This window comes from Plantibacter flavus, assembly GCF_002024505.1.
Lineage (GTDB): Bacteria > Actinomycetota > Actinomycetes > Actinomycetales > Microbacteriaceae > Plantibacter > Plantibacter flavus_A.
Genome location: NZ_CP019402.1, coordinates 3,588,593 through 3,607,593 on the forward strand (window position 1 = coordinate 3,588,593; position 19,001 = coordinate 3,607,593).

Below are 19,001 nucleotides of genomic sequence, written 5' to 3' on the forward strand. Positions count from 1 at the left end.
GTCTGAGCCCGCCGGTCCACGCACAGCACAGCGCCCGGCACCGAGGTGACGGGCGCTGCGAAGGTACTTACGCGGTGGCCTGCTCCGCGACCTCGGCGCGGCGCGGGAGCTTCCAGCCCGGACGCACGAAGTGGCAGGTGTAGCCCCACGGGATGCGCTCCAGGTAGTCCTGGTGCTCCGGCTCGGCCTCCCAGAACTCGGAGACCGGCTCGACCTCGGTGACGACCTTGCCGGGCCAGAGCCCTGAGGCGTCGACGTCGGCGATCGTGTCGCGTGCGACGCGCTCCTGCTCGGGCGAGGTGAAGAAGATCGCCGAGCGGTAGCTCAGGCCGACGTCGTTGCCCTGGCGGTTCTTCGTCGACGGGTCGTGGATCTGGAAGAAGAACTCCAACAGCTCGCGGAAGGACAGCTTGCTCGGGTCGAAGACGACCTCGAGGGCCTCCGCGTGGGTGCCATGGTTGCGGTAGGTCGCGTTGGCGACATCGCCACCGCTGTAGCCCACGCGCGTCGACTTCACGCCCGGCATCTTCCGGACGAGGTCTTCCATGCCCCAGAAGCATCCGCCGGCCAGCACCGCGCGCTCGGTCGTCGTGCTCTGCTCGTCTGCTGCACTCATCGTGACTCCTCCTTCGTGCCGAGCACCGTGCGGGGTCCCCGCGTGCTCCGGTCTTCGGCTCCATGGTATGCAACAGCGTCCGCTTCCGGACTGTTCCGGGCGGGGCTTGCACTCAGCGGTCGCACAGGTGCGAGGACGCGACAGCGAAGCTCAGACGGGCCGCTTGCGACGGAGCTGCTTGATCGACTCATGGATCTCGGGGGCCAGCACCACGACGCCGGACCGCTCCGACTGCTCGAGGGTGACCGCCTGCGCCTCGTCCGCCGCGGCGAACCAGGAGGCGATGGTCACGCCGTGGCCGGGCTGACGGACGATCTCGATCGGGTCGCCCGCCTGCACCGTCCCGCTCTTGACCACCTTGAGGTAGGCGCCGGGCCGTGCGGCGTCGGCGAAGCGCTTCACCCACCGTGGCTCACCCAGGCGCCGCTGGAAGGTGCCGCACGGGGTGCGCGGACAGGTCACCTCGACGACGAGGGTGTCGCCGATCCGCCAGCGCTCACCGATCTCGGCACCGTTCACGTCGAGCCCCTGCGTACGGAGGTTCTCCCCGAACAGCCCCGGCGTGATCTCCCGACCGAGCTCGCCCTCCCAGAACCGCGCGTCCTCCTCGGCGTAGGCGTAGAGCGCCTTCGTCAGGCCGCCGTGGTGTTTGCGATCGGCCTGCACGTCGCCGTACAGCCCCATCGGCCGCACGTGCAGCGGCTCGTCGACCGGGCGCTTGTCGATCGCGGTGACACCGATCGAACCGTCGTCCACCCGGAGGGCTTCGACGCGACAGAGGGCGAGGAGTTCAGACATGTGACCAGTCTGCCGTGTCGTCCGCGACCGTCCGGACGACGGGGCCGGTGCGGCTCAGGCGGAGTGGCTCAGTGGATCAGCTCAGGCGGACTCGCGGACGACGAGCGAGACACCCACCGAGCGTCGGACGGACGGCCCCGAGAGCGGGAGCGTGCCGGACATCATGCCGTCGAGCAACTCCAGGCTGTGCCGTGCGATGTCACCCTTGTCGACGGCGACGCTCGTCAGCTCAGGGGTGACGAAGCGACCGAGGTCGAGTCCGTCGATGCCGATGACGGCGACGTCCTCCGGCACGCCGACCCCGGCACGGGCGAGGCCCTTGAGCACGCCGACCGCCATGACGTCGTTGAAGACGAGTACGGCGTCGACGTCGGGCATCGCGGCGCGGCACCGCAGGGCGGCCGAGACCCCGCCCTGGTGGGTGTCCTCCGCCCAGGTCTCCGACGCCTCCGACCACGGCAGGCCGTGTTCCTCGAGGAACGCGCGGTACGCGAGACGCCGTCCGGACGGTTCCGCCGAAGCGTCGATCATGGCGATCGACCGGCGCCCGGTCGCGACGAAGTGGGCGAGCGCCTGTCGGATGCCGTCCTCGAAGTCGATGTCGACGCCCGCCACCTGCAGCGCGGGCTGGGCGTCGGACGGGTCCGCACCGGCCTCAAACTCCTCTGGCCGATGGTCGCCGAGGGAGACGAACGGGATGGTGGCGAAGGCGCCCTGGAGTGCTCCGTGGTCGGCGCCGTTGCGCCCGACGACCGCATCGACCTGCCGCGCGAGTTCGGCGAGCTGCGCACGTTCCGCGTCGGGGAGGTCCGGACCGCGATCCGCTGCGGCGGGTCGGTCGCCCGATGCGTTCGCCGCTCCCCCGACCTCGGCGACCAACACGGTCCATCCGCGCTCTGCGGCCTGCTGCACGAGGGCGGCCGCGAGCTCCGGGTAGTAGGGGTTCCTCAGGTCGTCGACGACCAGTCCGAGCGTCGTCGTCCGGCCGCTCACCAGGTGCTGCGCAGCGCGGTTCGGCCGGTAGTTGAGCGAGGCTGCGACCTCGACGACCCGTTGCCTGGTGGCGTCGCTGACGTCGCGCATCCCGTTGAGCGCTCGGGTCACGGTCTGGCGGGAGACACCGGCGACCCGGGCGACGTCGATGATCGTCGCTCGCGCTGGAGCGTGATCGTCGCGGGGCCTGGTCATGGTCACATCGTACTGATACGCTCACACCGTGAACGTTCACGGTGACGTTCACCACAGACCATCGCACCGCCGATCAACGTTGAGGAGCACTACCATATGGAACACGTCGCCTGGGGCATCATCGGACCCGGAACGATCGCCGAACGGTTCGCGACCGAGCTCCACGCGAGTCGCACCGGTCGACTCGCCGCCGTCGCCAGTCGTGACGCGTCGCGTGCTGAGGAGTTCGGCGAGCGCTTCGGGGACGGCACGGCTCCCGTCCGCGCGTACGGCTCCGTCGCCGAGTTGCTGGCCGACCCCGGCGTCGACGCGGTCTACATCGCGACCCCGCACACGGAACACGTCCGGCTGGTGATCGAAGCGGCGGAAGCGGGCAAGCACATCGTCAGCGAGAAGCCGCTCTCGGTCAACCGCGCCGGTGCGATGCTCGCGATCGAGGCCGCCCGTCGTGCCGGCGTGTACCTCGCCGAGGCGTTCATGTACCGCTTCCACCCGCAGACCGCCAAGCTCGTCGAACTCGTGTCGTCCGGCGCCATCGGCGAGGTCGAGCACATCGAGGCGTCGTTCGCGTTCGCCGCGAACCTCCCGGCCGAGCACCGACTCATGAACCCGGAGCTGGCGGGCGGCGGGATCCTCGACGTCGGTGGCTACCCGGTCTCCATCGCGAGGCTCGTCGCCGGTGCCGCCGTGGGTGCACCGTTCGCCGACCCGACGGAGGTCACCGGGAACGGCACCATCGGCTCGACCGGCGTCGACGAGTGGGCCAGCGCGTCGCTCGTGTTCCCGTCAGGCATCACGGCGCACGTCACGAGCGGCGTGCGCATGCAGGACGACAACCGCGTCGTCGTCACGGGTTCGACGGGCCAGATCATCGTGTCCGACCCGTGGTTGCCGTCGGTCGAGGACGGGTCGACGATCGAGGTCCGCACCATCTCGGGCACGGAGTCGATCCACATCCCCGGGGCGCCGCAGTACGCGATCCAGGCCGACGCGGTCGCTGCGTTCGCCGACGCCGGTCAGGCACCGCAGATGCGCTGGGCGGACTCGCTCGGCAACGCGGCGACCCTCGACCGCTGGCGCGAGGCGGTCGGCCTCGAGTACCCGTTCGAGTCGATCGACACCGACATCCCGACCGGTTCCGGCCGGCCGCTCGCCGTGCGCGCCGAACTCCCGATGCCGACCGGCCGCATCGCGGGCATCGACCACGACATCTCCCGGCTCGTGATGGGTGTCGACAACCAGCAGACCCTGTCGCACGCGTCGGCGATGTTCGACGACTTCTTCGAGCGCGGCGGCAACGCCTTCGACACGGCCTGGCTGTACGGCGACGGCCTGCAGGAGCAGCTGCTCGGACGCTGGCTCGCCAACCGTGGCCTCCGGAACGACGTCGTGGTGATCGGCAAGGGTGCGCACACGCCGTTCTGCGACCCGGAGTCGATCTCGCGTCAGCTGTTCGAGAGCCTCGACCGGCTGGGCACCGACCACCTCGACCTGTACCTGATGCACCGCGACAACGTCGAGGTCCCGGTGGGCGAGTTCGTCGACGTGCTGAACGAGCACGCCGAGGCCGGTCGCATCCGTGCGTTCGGTGGCTCCAACTGGTCGATCGAGCGGTTCGAGGAGGCGAACGCCTATGCGGCGGCGAACGGGAAGCGGGGCTTCGCGGCGCTGAGCAACCACTTCGGTCTCGCCCGCGCACTCGACGTGCCGTGGGCCGGGTGCGTGGAGGTGACGGACCCGACGAGCCGCGCGTGGCTCGAGGAGACGAAGACGCCGCTGCTGCCGTGGTCGTCGCAGGCACGCGGCTTCTTCACCGGGCGTGCCGAACCCGAGGACCTGTCGGACCCGGATCTCGTGCGCTGCTACTACAGCGACGACAACTTCGAGCGGTTGGCCCGCGCCCGTCAGCTCGGCTCCGAGCTGGGTGTCGCGCCGACCGCGATCGCCCTGGCCTACGTGCTGGCGCAGGACTTCCCGACCTTCGCCCTCATCGGGCCGCGGTCCATCGAGGAGACGCGTTCGTCGACCGACGCCCTGTCCCTGAAGCTGACCCCGGAGCAGGTCGCCTGGCTCGACCTCCGAGTCTGATCCGTCCCTTCGGGTGATGCCAGCGCGGTGCGCTGACGTCACCGCGGGGCATGGACGTGAGCGCGGGTCTCCAGAGACCCGCGCTCACGCGTGTGGGGCGCGCCCACGCCGAGTCGTTCCTCCTCGCGTCAGCGCACCGCGCTGGTCCGAGCGCGGGGTGAGGCCCGCTCAGGGGGACCCGATGCCAGCGCGGTGCGCTGGGCCTCGCCGCGGGTCATGTGCGTGAGCGCGGGTCTCCAGAGACCCGCGCTCACGCCTATGGGGCGCGCTCGCGTCAGCGCACCGCGCTGGCGCAACCACACCGCCACAGCGAGGGTCGGGTGGGCGTCACGTGAGGGGTTTGCGGGACCGGTCGCGCGCCAGGAGGACGCCGAGGAGCAGGATCAGGATCAGGACGACACCACGGGCGAGGCCCTGCCAGTAGAAGGACAGCCCGATGAGGTTCATCCCGTTCGTCAGCAGCGCGAAGATGAGCACACCGACGAGCGTCCCGAAGAGGTTCGGCCGCCCGGTCCGACTCAGCGTCGTCCCGATGAACACCGCCCCGATGGAGTCGAGCACGTAGAGCTGGCCGCTGTTGGCGACGAAGCCCTGGCTCCGCGAGGCCAGGATCAGCCCGGCGATGGCCGCGATCCCGGCGGCGAAGATGAACGCCGTCGCCATCGACGTCCCAGCCAACCGCCCGGAGATCCGGGTCGCCGTCGGCTGCTCCCCCGCCGCGGTCAGCACCCGACCCCAGCGACTCCGTTCGAGCGCAGCCCAGACGATGATCAGCACGAGCACGGCGACGACGATCGGTGCGGCGACGCCGAGCACGGTGCCGGCACCCAACCACGCGAACTCGTCCGGCACGCTGCTCCGCGACAGATAGATGGGCGACCCGCCGTCGGTCGCGACCTGCTGCACGCCACCACCGATGAACCAGACGCTCAGCGTCGCGAGGAACGGTCGGATGCGGAGCACCACGATGAGGAACGCGTTCACGGCCCCGACGAGCAGACCGACGACCAGACCGCCGACGATCGCCACCCATGCCACGTAGTCGTCGGCCAGGAGCGCCGACGCGGTGAGCGCCGCGAGGTCGATGGCGACACCGATCGAGAGGTCGATTCCACCGGCGCGGACGACGACCGTCATCGCGACGGCCGCGAGGAGGAGCAGCGCGTTCTGGTTGAGCACCCCGAGCAGGTTGTCGGCGGTCAGGAACGACGGCGACAGCACCGCGAACACGATGAGCAACGCCGCCAGCACGGCGGGGGCGAGCGCCTGCGGGACCGCGGCACCGAGGCCACGGACCGTCAGCCTCGAGAGCGGGCCGCCGGGACGCTGGTCATCACCGCCTCCCGGTCCAGCCGATCCGGCGTTCGGGACGGAGACGCCGGTGGTGGCGGAGGATTGCGTGCGCGTGTCGACACTCATCGCTTGACGCTCCGTTCGCGGATCGCGGCGACCGCGAGGACCAGCAGGATCAGCACACCCTTGGTGATGCCGATCCACTGGCTCGGGACGCCGAGCTGACTGAAGCCGTTGGTGAGGATCGCGACGAACACGGCACTGAACAGGGTCCCCGTGATCGTGACGACGAGCCGACGGGAGAACGCGATGGACAGGAATGTCGCGAGGAGGATGTCGATGAGCGACTGCTCGCCGATCCCCGGCAGGGCAGCGGACAACCGACTGGTCATGAGGACGCCCGCGATCCCGGCGAGGACCGCCGCGAGGACGTAGCTGACGACGATGTGGCGGTTGACGTCGATCCCGGCCACCCGTGCGGCCGTCGGATTCTGCCCGACCGCGGCGTTCTTCACGCCCCAGCTGGTCCGCCCGGTGGCGAAGGCGGCGACCGCGAAGACGACGAGCAGCACGACGACCGCGGCAGGGACACCGACGACATGTCCGCTCCGCAGCCAGACCAGCCCGGCGTCGGAGACGGGCACCTTGACGTTGTTCGTGATGACGATCGTGAGACTCGTGACGATGCTCATCATCGCGAGGGTGACGAGCAGCGGGCGGATCTCGGCGACGACGACGAGACCGTTCACGAGCCCGATGACCGCCGTGGCTCCGAGCCCGATGAGCAGCGCGAGCGGCAGACCGAGCTCGGCCTGCAGGAGCACCGCGACGAGCGCGCCGGAGAAGCCGAGGACGGCGCCGATGGAGAGGTCGATGCCGCCGCGGACGACGTCCTCACCACCCGTGACGACGACGATGGACAGGCCGAAGGCCGCGATCGCGTAGACCGCGGACTGGGTGAGGATCGTCGCGAGGTTGGCCGGGTCGAGGAAGCCGGGCGAGGCGACCGCGAAGACGACGACCTCGATGACGACGATCGCGTAGCCGATGAGTCCCAACCGGGAGACCGGACGACGCTTCGTCGTGGACTCCGCCGCAGCCGAGGGCGCAGCGGGTGGAGCGGAGAGCGCGGTCATGCGGAGGCTCCTCGGGTGGGTGGCGTGGCGCCTCCGGGGCCTGCCGACGGGGCAGACCTCTGGGGATCAGCCTGCGTAGACGACGTGGGCCCTTCGACAAGCTCAGGGACCGGGGCGGTTGATTTGTCAGGATCCGCATCGGTTGACGAGGTGGACCCGTCGACAAGCGGTTCTTGCCCTTCGACAAGCTCAGGGACCGGCGGGACCGAGGGGGCCGACGGCGTGGAGGCGACCTCGGCGGCGCCCGTCGACCAGGCGAGGATCGTGTCGGCGGTCGCCTGCGATCGGGGCAGCTCCGCCCGGATCGTCCCGCGGTACAGCACGAGGACGCGGTCGGCGAGCCCGATGAGTTCCTCGAGGTCGACGCTCACGAGCAGGACGCCGGCGCCCTGCGCGACGAGCGCGTCGATCTCCGCGTAGATCTGCTGACGCGACCCGATGTCGACGCCGGAGGTCGGCTGGTCGAGCACGAACACCGTCGACCCGGCCGCGAGCCACCGACCGAGCACGACCTTCTGCTGGTTGCCGCCGGAGAGGCTCCCGGCCACGGCGGTGTCGTTCGCGGGCCGGACGTCGAGTCTCGTGACGAGGTCTGCGGCGATCTCCCGCTCGCGTCGACCCCGCAGGATCCCGCCGAGCCCGGTGATGCGGTCGAGCGCGGCGAGCGTGAGGTTCTCGCGGACGGACTGGCGGTTCAGGATGCCGTCGCGGTGGCGGTTCGCCGGGACGTACGCCCCGCCCGCCCGGACGAAGGCGCGCGGCGAGCGGATCGTCGCCCGGCCGAGCCGCACGGTTCCGCCGTGCGCACGCAAGCCGGTGACCGCGTCGGCCAGCTCCTCGAGGCCCGAGCCGACGAGGCCCGTGACGCCCACGATCTCGCCCGGACGGACGGCGATCGAGACGCCGTGCAGGCGTTCGGGGATCGTCAGTCCGTCGATCGCGAGCACCGGTTCGGCGCCGGCGTCGGCGACGATCCGTTCGCGGTCGCCGAACTCCTCGACGCTCCGCCCCACCATGAGCTGGACGATGGCGTCGAGGGTCGCCTCGGGATCGGCGAGGTCGAGGGCACCGACGCGCTCACCGTTGCGGAGCACGACGACGCGGGACGCGATGTCGCGCACCTCCTGCAGGTAGTGGGAGATGTAGATGACGGCGACGCCCTGGCCCTGCAGGGTCCGGACGGTGCGGAACAGTCGCTCGACGTCGCCGGCGGCGAGCGGCGCGGTGGGTTCGTCGAGCACGAGGACCCGTGGGCGCGTGATCGTCGCGATCGCGAGCTGCAGGAGTTGCTGCTCGGCGACGCTCAGCTCGTCGACGAGGGTCTTGCCCGGTACGTCGAGCCCGACGAGGTCGAGCAGCTCGCGTTCGGCGCGGCGGTCGAGCTGCCGGCCGGTGAGGAACGCGGTGCGCGAGCCGAGGAACAGCTGCTCCGCGACCGTGAGTCGACCGGCCAGGTGGCGATCCTGGTGGATGACGCGGACACCGAGGCGTTCGGCGTCACCCGGGTTGCGGATGACGACCGGTTCGCCGTCGATCTCGATGGTGCCCTCGCTCGCCGTATAGAGGCCGGTGAGGATCTTGATGAGCGTCGACTTGCCCGCGCCGTTCTCACCGACGAGTGCGACGACCTCGCCGGGGTGCACCTCGAGGTCGACGTCGTCCAGCACCCGGACGCCGCCGAAGTCCTTCGCGATGCCACGCATGCTCACGGCGGGAGCCGAGGCTTCGGTCGTGGCGGCACCGGACCGACCGCCCAGCGAGCGCTGGGCGGCCTGACCGTCGATCGAGGTGTCGTGCGTCATTCCAGGCCGAGTCGCTTGCGCTCGTCGGCGACGTTCGCCTTGTCGATGAACACGGCGTCGAGGTAGGTGCTCAGCGGCACCTCGTCCTGCTTGCCACCGAGGTACAGGGCCACGTTGTTCGCGCTCGTCGTCCCGAACAGGGTCGGCTGCTGCGCGACCGTGAACTGGTACACCGAGTCGGGGTCCTGGATCAGGTCGAGCGCTCCGGGCTCGGCGTCGACGCCGTAGACCTTGATCTCATCGCGGCCCGCCGCGTCGATGGCCTGCGAGGCTCCGATCGCGGGGAGGTCCCAGCACGACCACACGGCCGAGATCTCGCCCTTGGGGTAGCGGGTGAGCGCGTCGTTCGTCTTCTGCTTGGCGTCCTCGATGGTGCCCTCGTAGATGTCCTGCAGCTCGGGCTCGATGATCTCGATGTTCGGGTAGTTCTTCAGCACGAGCTTGAACTCGTCGTAACGGATCTGGCAGGGGGTGACGTCGTAGAAGCCGTTGAAGACGAGCACCTTGCCCTTCCCGCCGATGTCCTCGGCGAGCGTGCGGGCGAGGGTGGAGCCGATCTGCCAGTTGTCGGAACCGATGTTGTTCACCGAGTTCTCGCTGGCGTGGTCGATCGTGAAGACCGGGATGCCGGCGTCCTTCGCCTGCTGCAGCGCCGGGGCGAGGGTGGTCGCGTCGCCGAGGATGACGACGATCGCGTCGACCTTCTGCGAGACGAGGTTCTCGACGTTGGCCAGGTGCTTGTCGTCCTGCGCGTCGGCCTGGGTGGCGACGACCTTGGCGCCGAGCTCCTCCAGGCGGTCCTGCACACCCTGGTAGGTGAGGCGGCCGAAGTCGCGGACGACGTCCTTGGCGGCGACGCCGACGGTCTTGCCCTCGAGCGAGGGGACGTCGACGTCGGAGGCGGCGGAGCTGGCAGCGGCGCCGCTCGTCGACTCGCTGGACGAGGACTGCTTGAGGGAACAGCCGGTGGCGAGGCCGGCCACGACGGCCAGGGTGACAAGAGACAGCGCGAGGCGCGATCGACGACGCATGGGGACTCCAGATGACTGTGGGGTGCGGGACGGTGCAGGGGGTGGTGGAGCGTGCCGGCGTCCGCTGTCGGTGCGGTCGGGGCGCACCGGGACGTCGGGTTGCAGCAACAGTAGGGAGTGATCGGACGGGCCGCGAGAGGGCGCTCAACCTGACGTAACACAAGGTGCCAGGTGTCGGCGGTGCGTGGAGGCAGGTCGGGGCGCGGCCCGCGGAAACGTCGGATGTATCATGGCGCGAGGCGGTGTTCCACGTGACCGTCTCGCTCGAGCAGGGGGTCGCATGGCAGTCACGGACGAGGCGATCGCGCGGATCCAGGCGATGATCGTCGCCGGCGACCTCACCCCCGGTCAGCGCCTCCCTCCGGAGAAGGAGCTCAGCGAGACCCTGGGACTCTCCCGCAGCTCCCTCCGCGAGGCGGTGAAGGCGTTGGAGCTCATCCGCGTGCTCGACGTCCGTCGCGGCGACGGCACCTACGTCACGACGCTGGAGCCGAGTCTGTTGCACGAGGCGATGTCGTTCGTCATCGACATGCACGCCGACGCCTCCCTCATCGAGATGTTCGAGGTGCGCCGCATCCTCGAACCCTCCGCGTCGGTGATGGCGATCCAGCACCTCGACGACGAGCGGATCGCCGAGCTGCGCAGCATGGTCGACGAGGTCGACGAGTCCACGACGGTCGAGGACCTCGTCGCGCACGACCTGCAGTTCCACGCCCGCGTGATCGAGCTGAGTGGCAACGCCTACCTCGCGAGTCTGCTCGCCGCCCTCGGCAGCAAGACGGTCCGGGCCCGCATCTGGCGCGGCCTCACCGAGGAGAAGGCCGTCGCCCGCACCCTCCAGGAGCACCACGCGATCGTCGACGCCCTCGAGAAGCGCGACACCGAACTCACCCGTGCGCTGGTCACGGTCCATGTGTCCGGCGTCGAAAGCTGGCTCCGCCGCTCGATGTGATCCCTCCCCTGCCCGCGAATTGTCACGTGCTGCTCATCCGGGCCGCTCGGACGAGCCGTTGGTGACCGTTCGCGGGCAGGTAGCGTGAGGGGATGGACGGCACGATCGACACCCGCGCGCTCATCGACCCCATCGACCGTGACGCCATGGCGAAAGCGCCCTCGTTCCATCGCGCGCCGTCCGCCCGGCTGTTCATCGGCCTGCTCGCGGCGATCGTCGTGGTCACCGTCGCCGGGTTCGTCCTGTTGGGAACGCTGCCCTCGCCCTCTCGAGGCGGCTCCGGCCCGACGCCGCTGCTCGGGATCGGGCTCCTCGCGGCCGCCGCCGTCGCGGTGTTCGCAGTCCTCTCCTGGCGTACGAGGCGCATCAAGCGCTTCCGCCTCTCCCGATTCGCCGCGGCCAACGGGATGACCTACACCGCAGACCTCAGCTACCCTCCGTTCCCCGGCATGATCTTCGGGATCGGATCGTCGCGGCAGTCGACCGACGTGCTGCGGGGTGGTCGTCCCCGCGCCGTGGAGTTCGGCAACTACCGGTACACGGTCCGTCACGGGAAGAGTTCGACGACCCACCACTGGGGATACGTCGCGGTGAAGCTCGACGTCCCCCTGCCGAACATCGTGCTCGATGCGATCGGCAACAACGGGTTCGGCTCGAACCTCCCGGCGGCGTTCCAACGGGCCCAGCGACTCTCCCTGGAAGGCGACTTCGACCGGCACTTCACGCTCTACTGCCCCGAAGGCTACGAACGCGACGCGCTCTATCTGTTCACGCCGGACATCATGGCGAGGTTCATCGACCACGCCGCCGAGCTCGACGTGGAGATCATCGACGACTGGCTGTTCCTGTACACGAAACGGGAGGTGTCGACCCTCGATCCCGACACCTGGGCCTGGCTGTTCGGCATCGTCGACGCGCTGATGACGAAGTTGGACCAGTGGGCTCGGTGGCGGGACGACCGCTTGCAGACGCAGACGTCCGGAGCTCCGGAGCACCCGCTTGCACCCGGCGCTCAGGCCGGCCCACCCGCGATCGGGCTGCTCACCCCGCCGCCGGGTGTCGCTTCATCCGGCCGCAGGTTGCGACGATCCGGGAGGTGGATCCCCGTCGCCTTCGTCCTCGGAACGCTGATCGTCTGGATCGTCACACGCATGAACTGACCCCTCCCCTGCCCGCGAACTGTCACGTGCTGCCAGTCCGGGCCGCCCCGACGAGCCGTTGGTGACAGTTCGCGGGCAGGAGTGGGGTGTTGAAGACGTCTGGCGATCGGGAGACGAGGACGGAACAGGCCGGTTGATGGGATGGCCAGGTGACCGACACCGGTCGCCCGTCAGAAAGGACCACCCATGCGCCGACCCACAGCCATCGGCTTCGCCGTCCCCGTCCTCGCCCTCATGCTCGGGCTCACCGCCTGCTCCGGATCCGCGGAGGCCCCGTCGAGCGGTGCATCGCCCTCGACCGCCGATTCGTACGCCGAGGCGTTCGACGACTACACGATCTCCCTCGCGGGCTGCCTGCGCGACCAGGGGTTCGACGTCCCGGACCCGGAACCCGGTACCGCGATCACCCTCGACGGTGGCGAGGCGATGAACACGGCCTACGACGCCTGCGCCGACGAACTCGGCCCGCCGCCGGTGAACCCCGACCAGCCCAGCAAGGCCGAGATCTCCGACGAGCTCCGGCTCCGCGCCCAGTGCCTGCGTGACCAGGGGTTCGACGTCCCGGACCCCGATGCGAACGGAGCGTGGGACCTGCCGGAGGACCTGTTCGATGAGGCCAGGGCCTGCGCCGTGCAGTGACCGGCACACCAGCCTGAGCGGCCGACCGATCCCGTGATCGGTCGGCCGTTCCATCGTTCCAGGTTCCCTCGTTCCGCGGTCAGGCTCCGGCCTGGTCGGCGTCGTGAGCCGGCAACAGCACCGTCGCCTCGAGCCCGCCCGCCGGCAGCGGTGCGAGCCGCAGCGACCCACCGTGCAGCTCGACGATGCGGGCACCCAGGGTCAGCCCGAGACCGTTCCCCCGATCGCGACCGGCAGCCCGCGCCATCCGCGCGTCCCGCCGGTCGAAGGGCTCCACGAACCGCGCCACCTCGGCCTCGTCGAGCAGCGGCCCCGAGTTGCTGACCACGACGACGGCGCGTCCCGGCGCCTGCGGGTCGGGTCCGACCCACACCGAGACCCAGCCGCCCGGACCGCTGTTGTAGCGCACGGCGTTCGACAGCAGGTTCGTCAACAGCTGTTGGAGGAGCACGCGGTTACCGCGCACGGATGCGCTCCGGACGGTCGACGAGATCGTGACCCCGGCGTCCGCGGCTTCCGGCGAGATGAGCTGCGACGCGTCGCGGGCCACCGCCGCCAGGTCGACGGGCGAGGTGACGAGTGGGCGGCGATCGAGCTGGTTCAGCTGCAGGAGGGCCTCGACGATCGCGATCCCCCGCTCGTTCGTCTCGTGCAGCCGCCGCAACGCGCGGTCGACGTCGCGGCCCTCCGGGTCGGCCTGGGCGACTTCGATGAGCATCTTCATCGTCGCGAGCGGCGTCCGCAGTTCGTGCGAGGCGTTGGCCGCGAACCGCTTCTGCGTCAGGAACGACTGCTCGAGGCGTGCGAGCATGTCGTCGAAGCGGTCGGCGAGCTCGCGGAACTCGTCGCGGCGACCCGTCATCGCGATGCGGTGGTCGAGCGAGCCCTCCGCCGCCGCGCGAACGGCCGCGTTGAGGTCCCGCAGCGGCCGCAGCACCCGTCCGGCCACGATCCAGCCGACGCCGGTGCCGATCACGGCCATCGCGAGGAGCGCGAGCATCGAGTAGTTGATGAGCGAATCGCGGATCTCACCGCGCGTGATGCCGGACAACTGCCTCGGATCGCTCGCCAGTGCGAGCGGGTAGTCGGGGAACCGCCAGATGATCACGTTGATGACGATGAGCGCGATGAGTCCCGTCACGACGGTGAAGGCCGCATAGGTCGCGGTGAGTTTGACGCGAGCGGTCATCCACGTCGGCCGGGCGTCGTCACCGCCGGCCGGAGCGGCGGTCATGCGCCCACCTCGTCGCCGTCGACCTCGTCGTCGGCGTCCGCGCCGCTCGTCTCAGCGGGGCCCTCACCCGGCGGGAGCACCCGGTAGCCGACGGCCGGCACGGTGTGGATGATCCACGGCTCGCCGAGCACCTTCCGGAGCGTGGACATCGTCACCCGCACGGCGTTCGTGAACGGGTCGGCGTGCTCGTCCCAGGCGCGCTCGAGGAGCTCTTCGGCACTCACGACGCCGCCCTTCGCCGCAAGCAGGATCTCCAGCACCGCGAACTGCTTCTTCGCCAGGCGCACGTACCGGCCGTTGCGGTACACCTCGCGGCGGAACGGGTCGAGCCGCACACCGGCGTATTCGAGGACGGGCGGGAGCGACGCCTTGGGTCGACGCGCCAGCGACCGGAGCCGGAGGACGAGCTCACGCAGCTCGAACGGCTTGGTCAGGTAGTCGTCGGCGCCGATCTCGAAGCCGCTCTCCTTGTCGTCGAGGTCGGCGGCCGCGGTGAGCATGAGCACCCGGCAGGGCAGTTCCTGGGCGATGATCCAGCGGCAGACGTCGTCGCCGTGCGTGCCCGGGAGATCGCGGTCGAGGACGACGACGTCGTAGGCGTTGACGGCGAGCCGCTCGAGCGCGGTGTCACCGTCGAACACGAGGTCCGCGGCAAGCCCCTCGTGCTGCAGGCCCTCGAGGATGCTCTCGGCGAGGTACTGCTCGTCCTCGGCGATCAGGACACGCATGGGACCTCCGGCGTTCGGGACGGATGACGCGTCGATGGCGTCACTCCGGCGCCCGCGATGGGCGTCGTGTCGATCGTAGGCGGCACCGTGTTTCGGAACCGTCTGGTGATCGTCCGACGCCCGCGCAACCGCCGTCGAGCTGGACTGGGGGCCCGGTCGTCGCGTGCCGAACACCGACGACCGCCGAGGAGGAACCATGCAGCACGACATCCAGCACCAGCAGCAGCCGCACCGCCGCGCGGGCCGACGGAGCACCGTCGCCCGCAGAGGCTCCGACCGAGCCGTCGTCATCCTCGCCGCCACGGCCGCCGCCCTCACCGCCGCGATCGCCCTGGTCGCGTGCACGGGCGTCGCGCCGACCATCACCCGCGGGATCACCGCGCTGGCCGAGCGGCCGTCCGGAGACGCGCATGCCGGAACCGCGACCACGACGGATGGCGCGTTCGGGGCCGACGACGGTGTGCTGGAGGAGAACCGGTACTCGGCCTACGACACCGACCTCCCGGCCATCGCAAACCTCGATGCGGACCTCCTGGAGGCCGTCCAGCAGGCGACCGACGCGGCGGCGCAGGACGACATCGCGCTGTACGTGAGCTCCGGCTGGCGGAGCACGGCGTACCAGCAGCACCTGCTCGACGAGGCGATCCTCCAGTACGGCAGTGAGGCGGCCGCCCGGCAGTACGTCGCCACGCCCGAGGGCTCCTCGCACACGCGCGGGGCGGCCGTCGACATCGGTGCGACGGACGCGGACTACTGGCTCATCGAGCACGGCGCCGACTACGGCCTCTGCCAGACCTACGCGAACGAGATCTGGCACTTCGAGTTGGCGACCGTGCCCGGCAACGAGTGCCCGGAACTCCTGCCCGACGCCGGGTGAGGTCGGTGCCGCGACCAGCTGCCATCGCAGGGCGTCCCGCTCCTACCCGACGGCCGGCGCCAGCCGACTGACGAACTCGTCGACGCGGAGACGGATGTCCCGGAACGCTTCGTCGAACGCCTCGTCCGTCGCAGGCGCGGCAGGGTCGGGGATCGACCAGTGCAGGTCGTCCCTCCCCTCGAGTTCCTCGTGCGCCCGGTTGCACACGGTGATGACGAAGTCGCCGTGCCGGAGGACCTCCGAGGTCGCGCGTGGGACCCTCGGACGGATCCGGACGCCATGGCGCGCCGCGGCCCGAACCGCGCCCGGGTTGACCTCGCTCGCCGGCCGACTACCCGCCGATGCGACGGGGACGGAGCTGCGGTCCTGCCAGAGCGCCTCCGCCATCTGCGACCGCGCCGAGTTCGCCGTGCAGACGAAGACGACCCGCGCCGGGGCGCTGATCGGTTCGGGCGCGAGGCGGTCGAACGCCCCCGGGACGAGCCGCACGTAGTTGCGGCGTCCATCGGACTCCGATCGCGAGCGCGAGAGGATCCCCGCTCGCTGGAGGACGCTGAGGTGGTGGGAGACGAGGTTCGACCCGATCCCGAGAGCGAGCTGGATCTCGGTCGGTGAGAGGTCACCGAGCGCCAGGAGGTCCACGATGCGCAGCCGCGCCGGCTCCGAGAGCGCGGCGAACTTGGACGCCCTTACCGCCAGCGACTCCACCGACACAACCCCCGTTGACTCAACCGTGATTGACTCAATAATAGGCTGAGACGTCCGTGAACACCCCTTGAGCGATCCGCTCGAACTCACGGTCGTCGAGAAGAGGAGCTACTCATGGGTCTCGGAACCGGAATCGCCCTGATCGTCATCGGCGCCATCCTCGCCTTCGCCGTGAACGTCGACGTCCCCGCTGTGGACCTCACGCTCATCGGGTACATCCTCATGGCCGCCGGCGCAGTGGTGTTCCTCATCTCGCTCGTGCTCGTGCTCCGCCGTCGACAGGTCTCCTCGACCACGCGCTCCGCCGTCGACCCCGGTAGCGGCGAGCGCGTCACCCGCCGCAGCACGACCGACAACGACGGCCCCGTCCTCTGACGACCGGACCGACCGCGCCACCCATGACCGACCCGGCTACCGCGCCGCCTCGCACCGGCGAGCTCCTCGACGGTCGGTACCGACTCGAGCGACCGATCGGTGCCGGCGGGATGGCGACCGTCCATCTGGCGACCGACGAGGTGCTCGGGCGCAAGGTGGCGGTCAAGCTGTTCCGCCCGGGCACGACCGATGCGACCGACGGCGCCAGGACCGCTTCGGAGACGCGCCTGCTGGCGTCGCTGAACCACCCCGCCCTCGTCACCCTGTTCGATGCCAGGGTCGTCGCCGGCGACGGTTCGTACCTCGTCATGGAGCACGTCGACGGTCCGACGCTGTCCCAACGCATCGCCCGGTCGCCGCTTCCGTCGTCCGAGGTCGCCGCGATGGCCGTCGACCTCGCAGAGGCGCTCCACACCGTGCACGCGGCGCGGGTCGTCCACCGCGACATCAAGCCGTCGAACGTGTTGCTGCGACCGACGATCCTGCCCCACCAGGAGTATCGCGCGAAGCTTGCTGACTTCGGCATCGCGTACCTCATCGACAGCACCCGGATGACCGCGCCTGGCTCGTTGATGGGCACGGTCGCCTATCTCAGCCCAGAGCTGGTCCGTGGTGCGGACCCGGCGACGCCAGCCGACGTGTACGCGTTGGGACTCGTGCTCCTCGAAGCGCTGACCGGTCGCCGCGCCTACCCGCAGACCACCACGCACGATTCCCTCATGGCGCGACTGAACGCGCCGCCGACGATCCCCGGCGAGCTCGGGTACCAGTGGAAGTCGCTCCTCACCGCGATGACGGCGTCCGAACCGGCCCAGCGCCCCACCGCCCTCGAGGTGGCGGTGGCCGTCCGTGGCATGGATCCCGCGCTGGACCCGGCGGATGCGACCGTCGCGACCTCGGCACCGCTGGTGACTGCAGACCCGGAACCCACGGCTGCGACCGAACGGCTCGACTCGACGACACCGCCCGCCACCGCACCGGAGGGATCGACGGGGCTCCTGACGGCGACGACACCGCTCGCGCCGACGGCGGACACGCCCGCCGAGACCGGGCCGACCGCGGTGCTCGACGGCGCCCGCCGCTCGGAGCGACGTCTCGACGGCGGTGCACGGCGCCAGGCCGCGATGCGCCAGCCGCGGCGCCTTCGACGCTGGCTGATCCTCGCGGCCGTGCTGCTGGTGATCACCGTCGCGGTCGTCTGGATCCTCGTGTCCCAGGCGCAGCCGCCCGCCCCGACGCTGCCCACCCTGCCCGAGCCGTTGTCGACGCATCTGGATGAACTCATGCGGGAGGTGACGCCATGACGCTCCGACGGAGGTCTGGACTCGGGTTGATCGCCACACCCCTCATCGTCGTCGCGCTGCTGAGCGGTTGCGCCGGGGCGCCAGCCGACCTCGAGCCCGCGACCGGTCAGCAGTTGCAGAGCAGCGTGCTCGGGGTGGCGAACGCGGCCGCCGCCGGCGACACGACAGGTGCGCTGAGCGCACTCGACGCACTCGAAGCGAAGCTGGCTGAGGCGGAGGCGTCCGGGGCTGTCTCGGCGGCCCGCGCGACGACCATCCGAGCCGCCATCTCGGCGGTGCGAGCCGATCTCACACCGGCCACCCCCACCCCGACCCCGACCCCGACCGCCGAGCCCAGCTCGGTCGATCCCGCCACCCCCGTCGAACCGGTGACGCCGACGGATGACGGGAACGGGGACGACTCCGGGAAGAATGGGGACAAGGGTAAGAACGGCGACAACGGCAACGGCAACGGCAACGGCAACGGCAACGGCAACGGCAACGGCAAGAAGGATAAATGAAGCGACGAGGAAGCACCGCAGCCGGGCCCGACGACGGATCGAACGAGCCCCAGACCGACGAGACGACGAAGCGGACCCGGGCGGCGGAGGACGGCGTCTCGACCGTGCAGCACAGCATCGTCGTCGACCTGCCGATCGCGGCCGTCTACAAGCAGTGGGTCGACTTCGAGTCGTACCCGGAGTTCTTGCCGGCTGTGCGCGAGGTGAAGCTGACCGGTGAGGTCTACAGTCGCTGGACCGTCGCGATCGGCAAGCTCTCGCGTCAGTTCCTGGCCGAGATCCTGGAGCAACTCCCGGAGGAGCGCCTGGTCTGGCGCACCATCGAGGGCGACGTCTGGTTCAGCGGCGACGCCGCGTTCGAGGCGATCGACAAGCAGCAGACCCGCGTGGACGTCACGGTGCACTGGAAGCCGGTCAACGCGATGGAACGCACCGCGGCCGCGCTCGGCCTCGCCGGACGGGTCGTGCGTGGGACCCTCCAGGCGTTCAAGACCTACATCGAGTCCACCGGAGGGCCCTCGGGCCACTCCCGCGTCAAGGTCGTCTCTCCGAGCGGGTAGATGACGGCCGCG

At 70.3% G+C, this 19,001-nt stretch carries 19 protein-coding genes; 9 read left to right on the forward strand and 10 right to left on the reverse strand.

The window, feature by feature from the left end:
* Nucleotides 1–67 precede the first annotated feature (67 nt).
* The 3 genes from msrA to BWO91_RS16510 all read right to left on the reverse strand — a co-directional run bounded on the left by msrA (nt 68) and on the right by BWO91_RS16510 (nt 2,602).
* Entirely contained in the window at nt 68–616 is a 549-nt protein-coding gene (msrA, locus tag BWO91_RS16500; RefSeq protein WP_064295677.1) for a peptide-methionine (S)-S-oxide reductase MsrA, read from the reverse strand.
* Between the two features lie 150 nt (nt 617–766).
* Entirely contained in the window at nt 767–1,414 is a 648-nt protein-coding gene (locus BWO91_RS16505) for an MOSC domain-containing protein (RefSeq protein ID WP_079003327.1), read from the reverse strand.
* An 81-nt stretch (nt 1,415–1,495) separates the two neighbouring features.
* Nucleotides 1,496–2,602, reverse strand: a complete 1,107-nt coding sequence (locus BWO91_RS16510) for a LacI family DNA-binding transcriptional regulator (RefSeq protein WP_079003328.1) — start codon at nt 2,600–2,602, stop codon at nt 1,496–1,498.
* A gap of 96 nt (nt 2,603–2,698) precedes the next feature.
* Between BWO91_RS16510 and BWO91_RS16515 the strand changes: the two genes are divergently transcribed.
* Nucleotides 2,699–4,690, forward strand: coding sequence for an aldo/keto reductase (locus BWO91_RS16515; RefSeq protein WP_079003329.1), 1,992 nt, complete (start codon nt 2,699–2,701; stop codon nt 4,688–4,690).
* 327 nt (nt 4,691–5,017) lie between these two features.
* On the opposite strand, the gene BWO91_RS16520 is transcribed toward BWO91_RS16515, so the two are convergent.
* The 4 genes from BWO91_RS16520 to BWO91_RS16535 are packed head-to-tail and all read right to left on the reverse strand — an operon-like array spanning nt 5,018 to nt 9,952.
* Entirely contained in the window at nt 5,018–6,109 is a 1,092-nt protein-coding gene (locus tag BWO91_RS16520) for an ABC transporter permease (protein ID WP_079003330.1), read from the reverse strand.
* Nucleotides 6,106–7,119, reverse strand: coding sequence for an ABC transporter permease (locus tag BWO91_RS16525; RefSeq protein ID WP_079003331.1), 1,014 nt, complete (start codon nt 7,117–7,119; stop codon nt 6,106–6,108). The genes BWO91_RS16520 and BWO91_RS16525 overlap by 4 nt, the downstream gene beginning before the upstream one ends.
* Entirely contained in the window at nt 7,116–8,921 is a 1,806-nt protein-coding gene (locus tag BWO91_RS16530; protein WP_079003332.1) for a sugar ABC transporter ATP-binding protein, read from the reverse strand. The genes BWO91_RS16525 and BWO91_RS16530 overlap by 4 nt, the downstream gene beginning before the upstream one ends.
* Entirely contained in the window at nt 8,918–9,952 is a 1,035-nt protein-coding gene (locus tag BWO91_RS16535) for a sugar ABC transporter substrate-binding protein (protein ID WP_064295673.1), read from the reverse strand. The genes BWO91_RS16530 and BWO91_RS16535 overlap by 4 nt, the downstream gene beginning before the upstream one ends.
* Before the next feature lie 280 nt (nt 9,953–10,232).
* Here BWO91_RS16535 and BWO91_RS16540 point away from each other — a divergent pair, with 280 nt between their 5' ends.
* The 3 genes from BWO91_RS16540 to BWO91_RS19790 all read left to right on the forward strand — a co-directional run bounded on the left by BWO91_RS16540 (nt 10,233) and on the right by BWO91_RS19790 (nt 12,703).
* Nucleotides 10,233–10,904 carry a FadR/GntR family transcriptional regulator gene (locus BWO91_RS16540; protein ID WP_064295672.1) on the forward strand — a complete coding sequence of 224 codons (672 nt, stop codon included), beginning with the start codon at nt 10,233–10,235 and terminating at the stop codon, nt 10,902–10,904.
* Between the two features lie 92 nt (nt 10,905–10,996).
* Nucleotides 10,997–12,064 carry a hypothetical protein gene (locus BWO91_RS16545; RefSeq protein WP_079003333.1) on the forward strand — a complete coding sequence of 356 codons (1,068 nt, stop codon included), beginning with the start codon at nt 10,997–10,999 and terminating at the stop codon, nt 12,062–12,064.
* A 186-nt stretch (nt 12,065–12,250) separates the two neighbouring features.
* Nucleotides 12,251–12,703, forward strand: coding sequence for a hypothetical protein (locus tag BWO91_RS19790; RefSeq protein WP_064295670.1), 453 nt, complete (start codon nt 12,251–12,253; stop codon nt 12,701–12,703).
* A 79-nt stretch (nt 12,704–12,782) separates the two neighbouring features.
* Here BWO91_RS19790 and BWO91_RS16560 read toward each other — a convergent pair whose 3' ends face one another.
* Nucleotides 12,783–13,937, reverse strand: a complete 1,155-nt coding sequence (locus tag BWO91_RS16560; RefSeq protein WP_079003336.1) for a sensor histidine kinase — start codon at nt 13,935–13,937, stop codon at nt 12,783–12,785.
* Nucleotides 13,934–14,665, reverse strand: coding sequence for a response regulator transcription factor (locus BWO91_RS16565; RefSeq protein ID WP_079004031.1), 732 nt, complete (start codon nt 14,663–14,665; stop codon nt 13,934–13,936). Before BWO91_RS16565 ends, BWO91_RS16560 begins: the two co-directional genes overlap by 4 nt.
* A gap of 196 nt (nt 14,666–14,861) precedes the next feature.
* On the opposite strand from BWO91_RS16565, the gene BWO91_RS16570 reads away from it, so the two are divergent.
* A complete protein-coding gene (locus tag BWO91_RS16570; RefSeq protein ID WP_079004032.1) occupies nt 14,862–15,542 on the forward strand; it encodes a M15 family metallopeptidase in 681 nt (226 codons plus the stop codon).
* Nucleotides 15,543–15,584: 42 nt separating this feature from the next.
* Here the strand turns inward: BWO91_RS16570 and BWO91_RS16575 are convergent, their stop codons facing one another.
* Nucleotides 15,585–16,250: a metalloregulator ArsR/SmtB family transcription factor gene (locus BWO91_RS16575; RefSeq protein ID WP_346425806.1), complete on the reverse strand. Its 666-nt coding sequence runs from the start codon at nt 16,248–16,250 to the stop codon at nt 15,585–15,587.
* A 114-nt stretch (nt 16,251–16,364) separates the two neighbouring features.
* Here BWO91_RS16575 and BWO91_RS16580 point away from each other — a divergent pair, with 114 nt between their 5' ends.
* Genes BWO91_RS16580 through BWO91_RS16595 form a run of 4 tightly spaced genes read left to right on the forward strand, consistent with a single transcriptional unit; the run spans nt 16,365 to nt 18,989 of the window.
* On the forward strand, nt 16,365–16,625 hold the full coding sequence (locus tag BWO91_RS16580; RefSeq protein ID WP_064295666.1) for a DUF6458 family protein: 261 nt from the start codon (nt 16,365–16,367) through the stop codon (nt 16,623–16,625).
* A 23-nt stretch (nt 16,626–16,648) separates the two neighbouring features.
* On the forward strand, nt 16,649–17,929 hold the full coding sequence (locus BWO91_RS16585; RefSeq protein ID WP_079003338.1) for a serine/threonine-protein kinase: 1,281 nt from the start codon (nt 16,649–16,651) through the stop codon (nt 17,927–17,929).
* Entirely contained in the window at nt 17,926–18,429 is a 504-nt protein-coding gene (locus BWO91_RS16590) for a hypothetical protein (protein WP_079003339.1), read from the forward strand. Before BWO91_RS16585 ends, BWO91_RS16590 begins: the two co-directional genes overlap by 4 nt.
* A complete protein-coding gene (locus BWO91_RS16595; protein WP_079003340.1) occupies nt 18,426–18,989 on the forward strand; it encodes an SRPBCC family protein in 564 nt (187 codons plus the stop codon). Before BWO91_RS16590 ends, BWO91_RS16595 begins: the two co-directional genes overlap by 4 nt.
* The last annotated feature ends 12 nt before the right edge of the window (nt 18,990–19,001 follow it).

Excerpts from the sequence above, each read along its gene's own strand:
- msrA (WP_064295677.1), bottom strand. The coding sequence starts at position 616 with ATGAGTGCAGCAGACGAGCAGAGCACGACGACCGAGCGCGCGGTGCTG.
- BWO91_RS16505 (WP_079003327.1), bottom strand. The coding sequence starts at position 1,414 with ATGTCTGAACTCCTCGCCCTCTGTCGCGTCGAAGCCCTCCGGGTGGAC.
- BWO91_RS16510 (WP_079003328.1), bottom strand. The coding sequence starts at position 2,602 with ATGACCAGGCCCCGCGACGATCACGCTCCAGCGCGAGCGACGATCATC.
- BWO91_RS16515 (WP_079003329.1), top strand. The coding sequence starts at position 2,699 with ATGGAACACGTCGCCTGGGGCATCATCGGACCCGGAACGATCGCCGAA.
- BWO91_RS16520 (WP_079003330.1), bottom strand. The coding sequence starts at position 6,109 with ATGAGTGTCGACACGCGCACGCAATCCTCCGCCACCACCGGCGTCTCC.
- BWO91_RS16525 (WP_079003331.1), bottom strand. The coding sequence starts at position 7,119 with ATGACCGCGCTCTCCGCTCCACCCGCTGCGCCCTCGGCTGCGGCGGAG.
- BWO91_RS16530 (WP_079003332.1), bottom strand. The coding sequence starts at position 8,921 with ATGACGCACGACACCTCGATCGACGGTCAGGCCGCCCAGCGCTCGCTG.
- BWO91_RS16535 (WP_064295673.1), bottom strand. The coding sequence starts at position 9,952 with ATGCGTCGTCGATCGCGCCTCGCGCTGTCTCTTGTCACCCTGGCCGTC.
- BWO91_RS16540 (WP_064295672.1), top strand. The coding sequence starts at position 10,233 with ATGGCAGTCACGGACGAGGCGATCGCGCGGATCCAGGCGATGATCGTC.
- BWO91_RS16545 (WP_079003333.1), top strand. The coding sequence starts at position 10,997 with ATGGACGGCACGATCGACACCCGCGCGCTCATCGACCCCATCGACCGT.
- BWO91_RS19790 (WP_064295670.1), top strand. The coding sequence starts at position 12,251 with ATGCGCCGACCCACAGCCATCGGCTTCGCCGTCCCCGTCCTCGCCCTC.
- BWO91_RS16560 (WP_079003336.1), bottom strand. The coding sequence starts at position 13,937 with ATGACCGCCGCTCCGGCCGGCGGTGACGACGCCCGGCCGACGTGGATG.
- BWO91_RS16565 (WP_079004031.1), bottom strand. The coding sequence starts at position 14,665 with ATGCGTGTCCTGATCGCCGAGGACGAGCAGTACCTCGCCGAGAGCATC.
- BWO91_RS16570 (WP_079004032.1), top strand. The coding sequence starts at position 14,862 with ATGCAGCACGACATCCAGCACCAGCAGCAGCCGCACCGCCGCGCGGGC.
- BWO91_RS16580 (WP_064295666.1), top strand. The coding sequence starts at position 16,365 with ATGGGTCTCGGAACCGGAATCGCCCTGATCGTCATCGGCGCCATCCTC.
- BWO91_RS16585 (WP_079003338.1), top strand. The coding sequence starts at position 16,649 with ATGACCGACCCGGCTACCGCGCCGCCTCGCACCGGCGAGCTCCTCGAC.
- BWO91_RS16590 (WP_079003339.1), top strand. The coding sequence starts at position 17,926 with ATGACGCTCCGACGGAGGTCTGGACTCGGGTTGATCGCCACACCCCTC.
- BWO91_RS16595 (WP_079003340.1), top strand. The coding sequence starts at position 18,426 with ATGAAGCGACGAGGAAGCACCGCAGCCGGGCCCGACGACGGATCGAAC.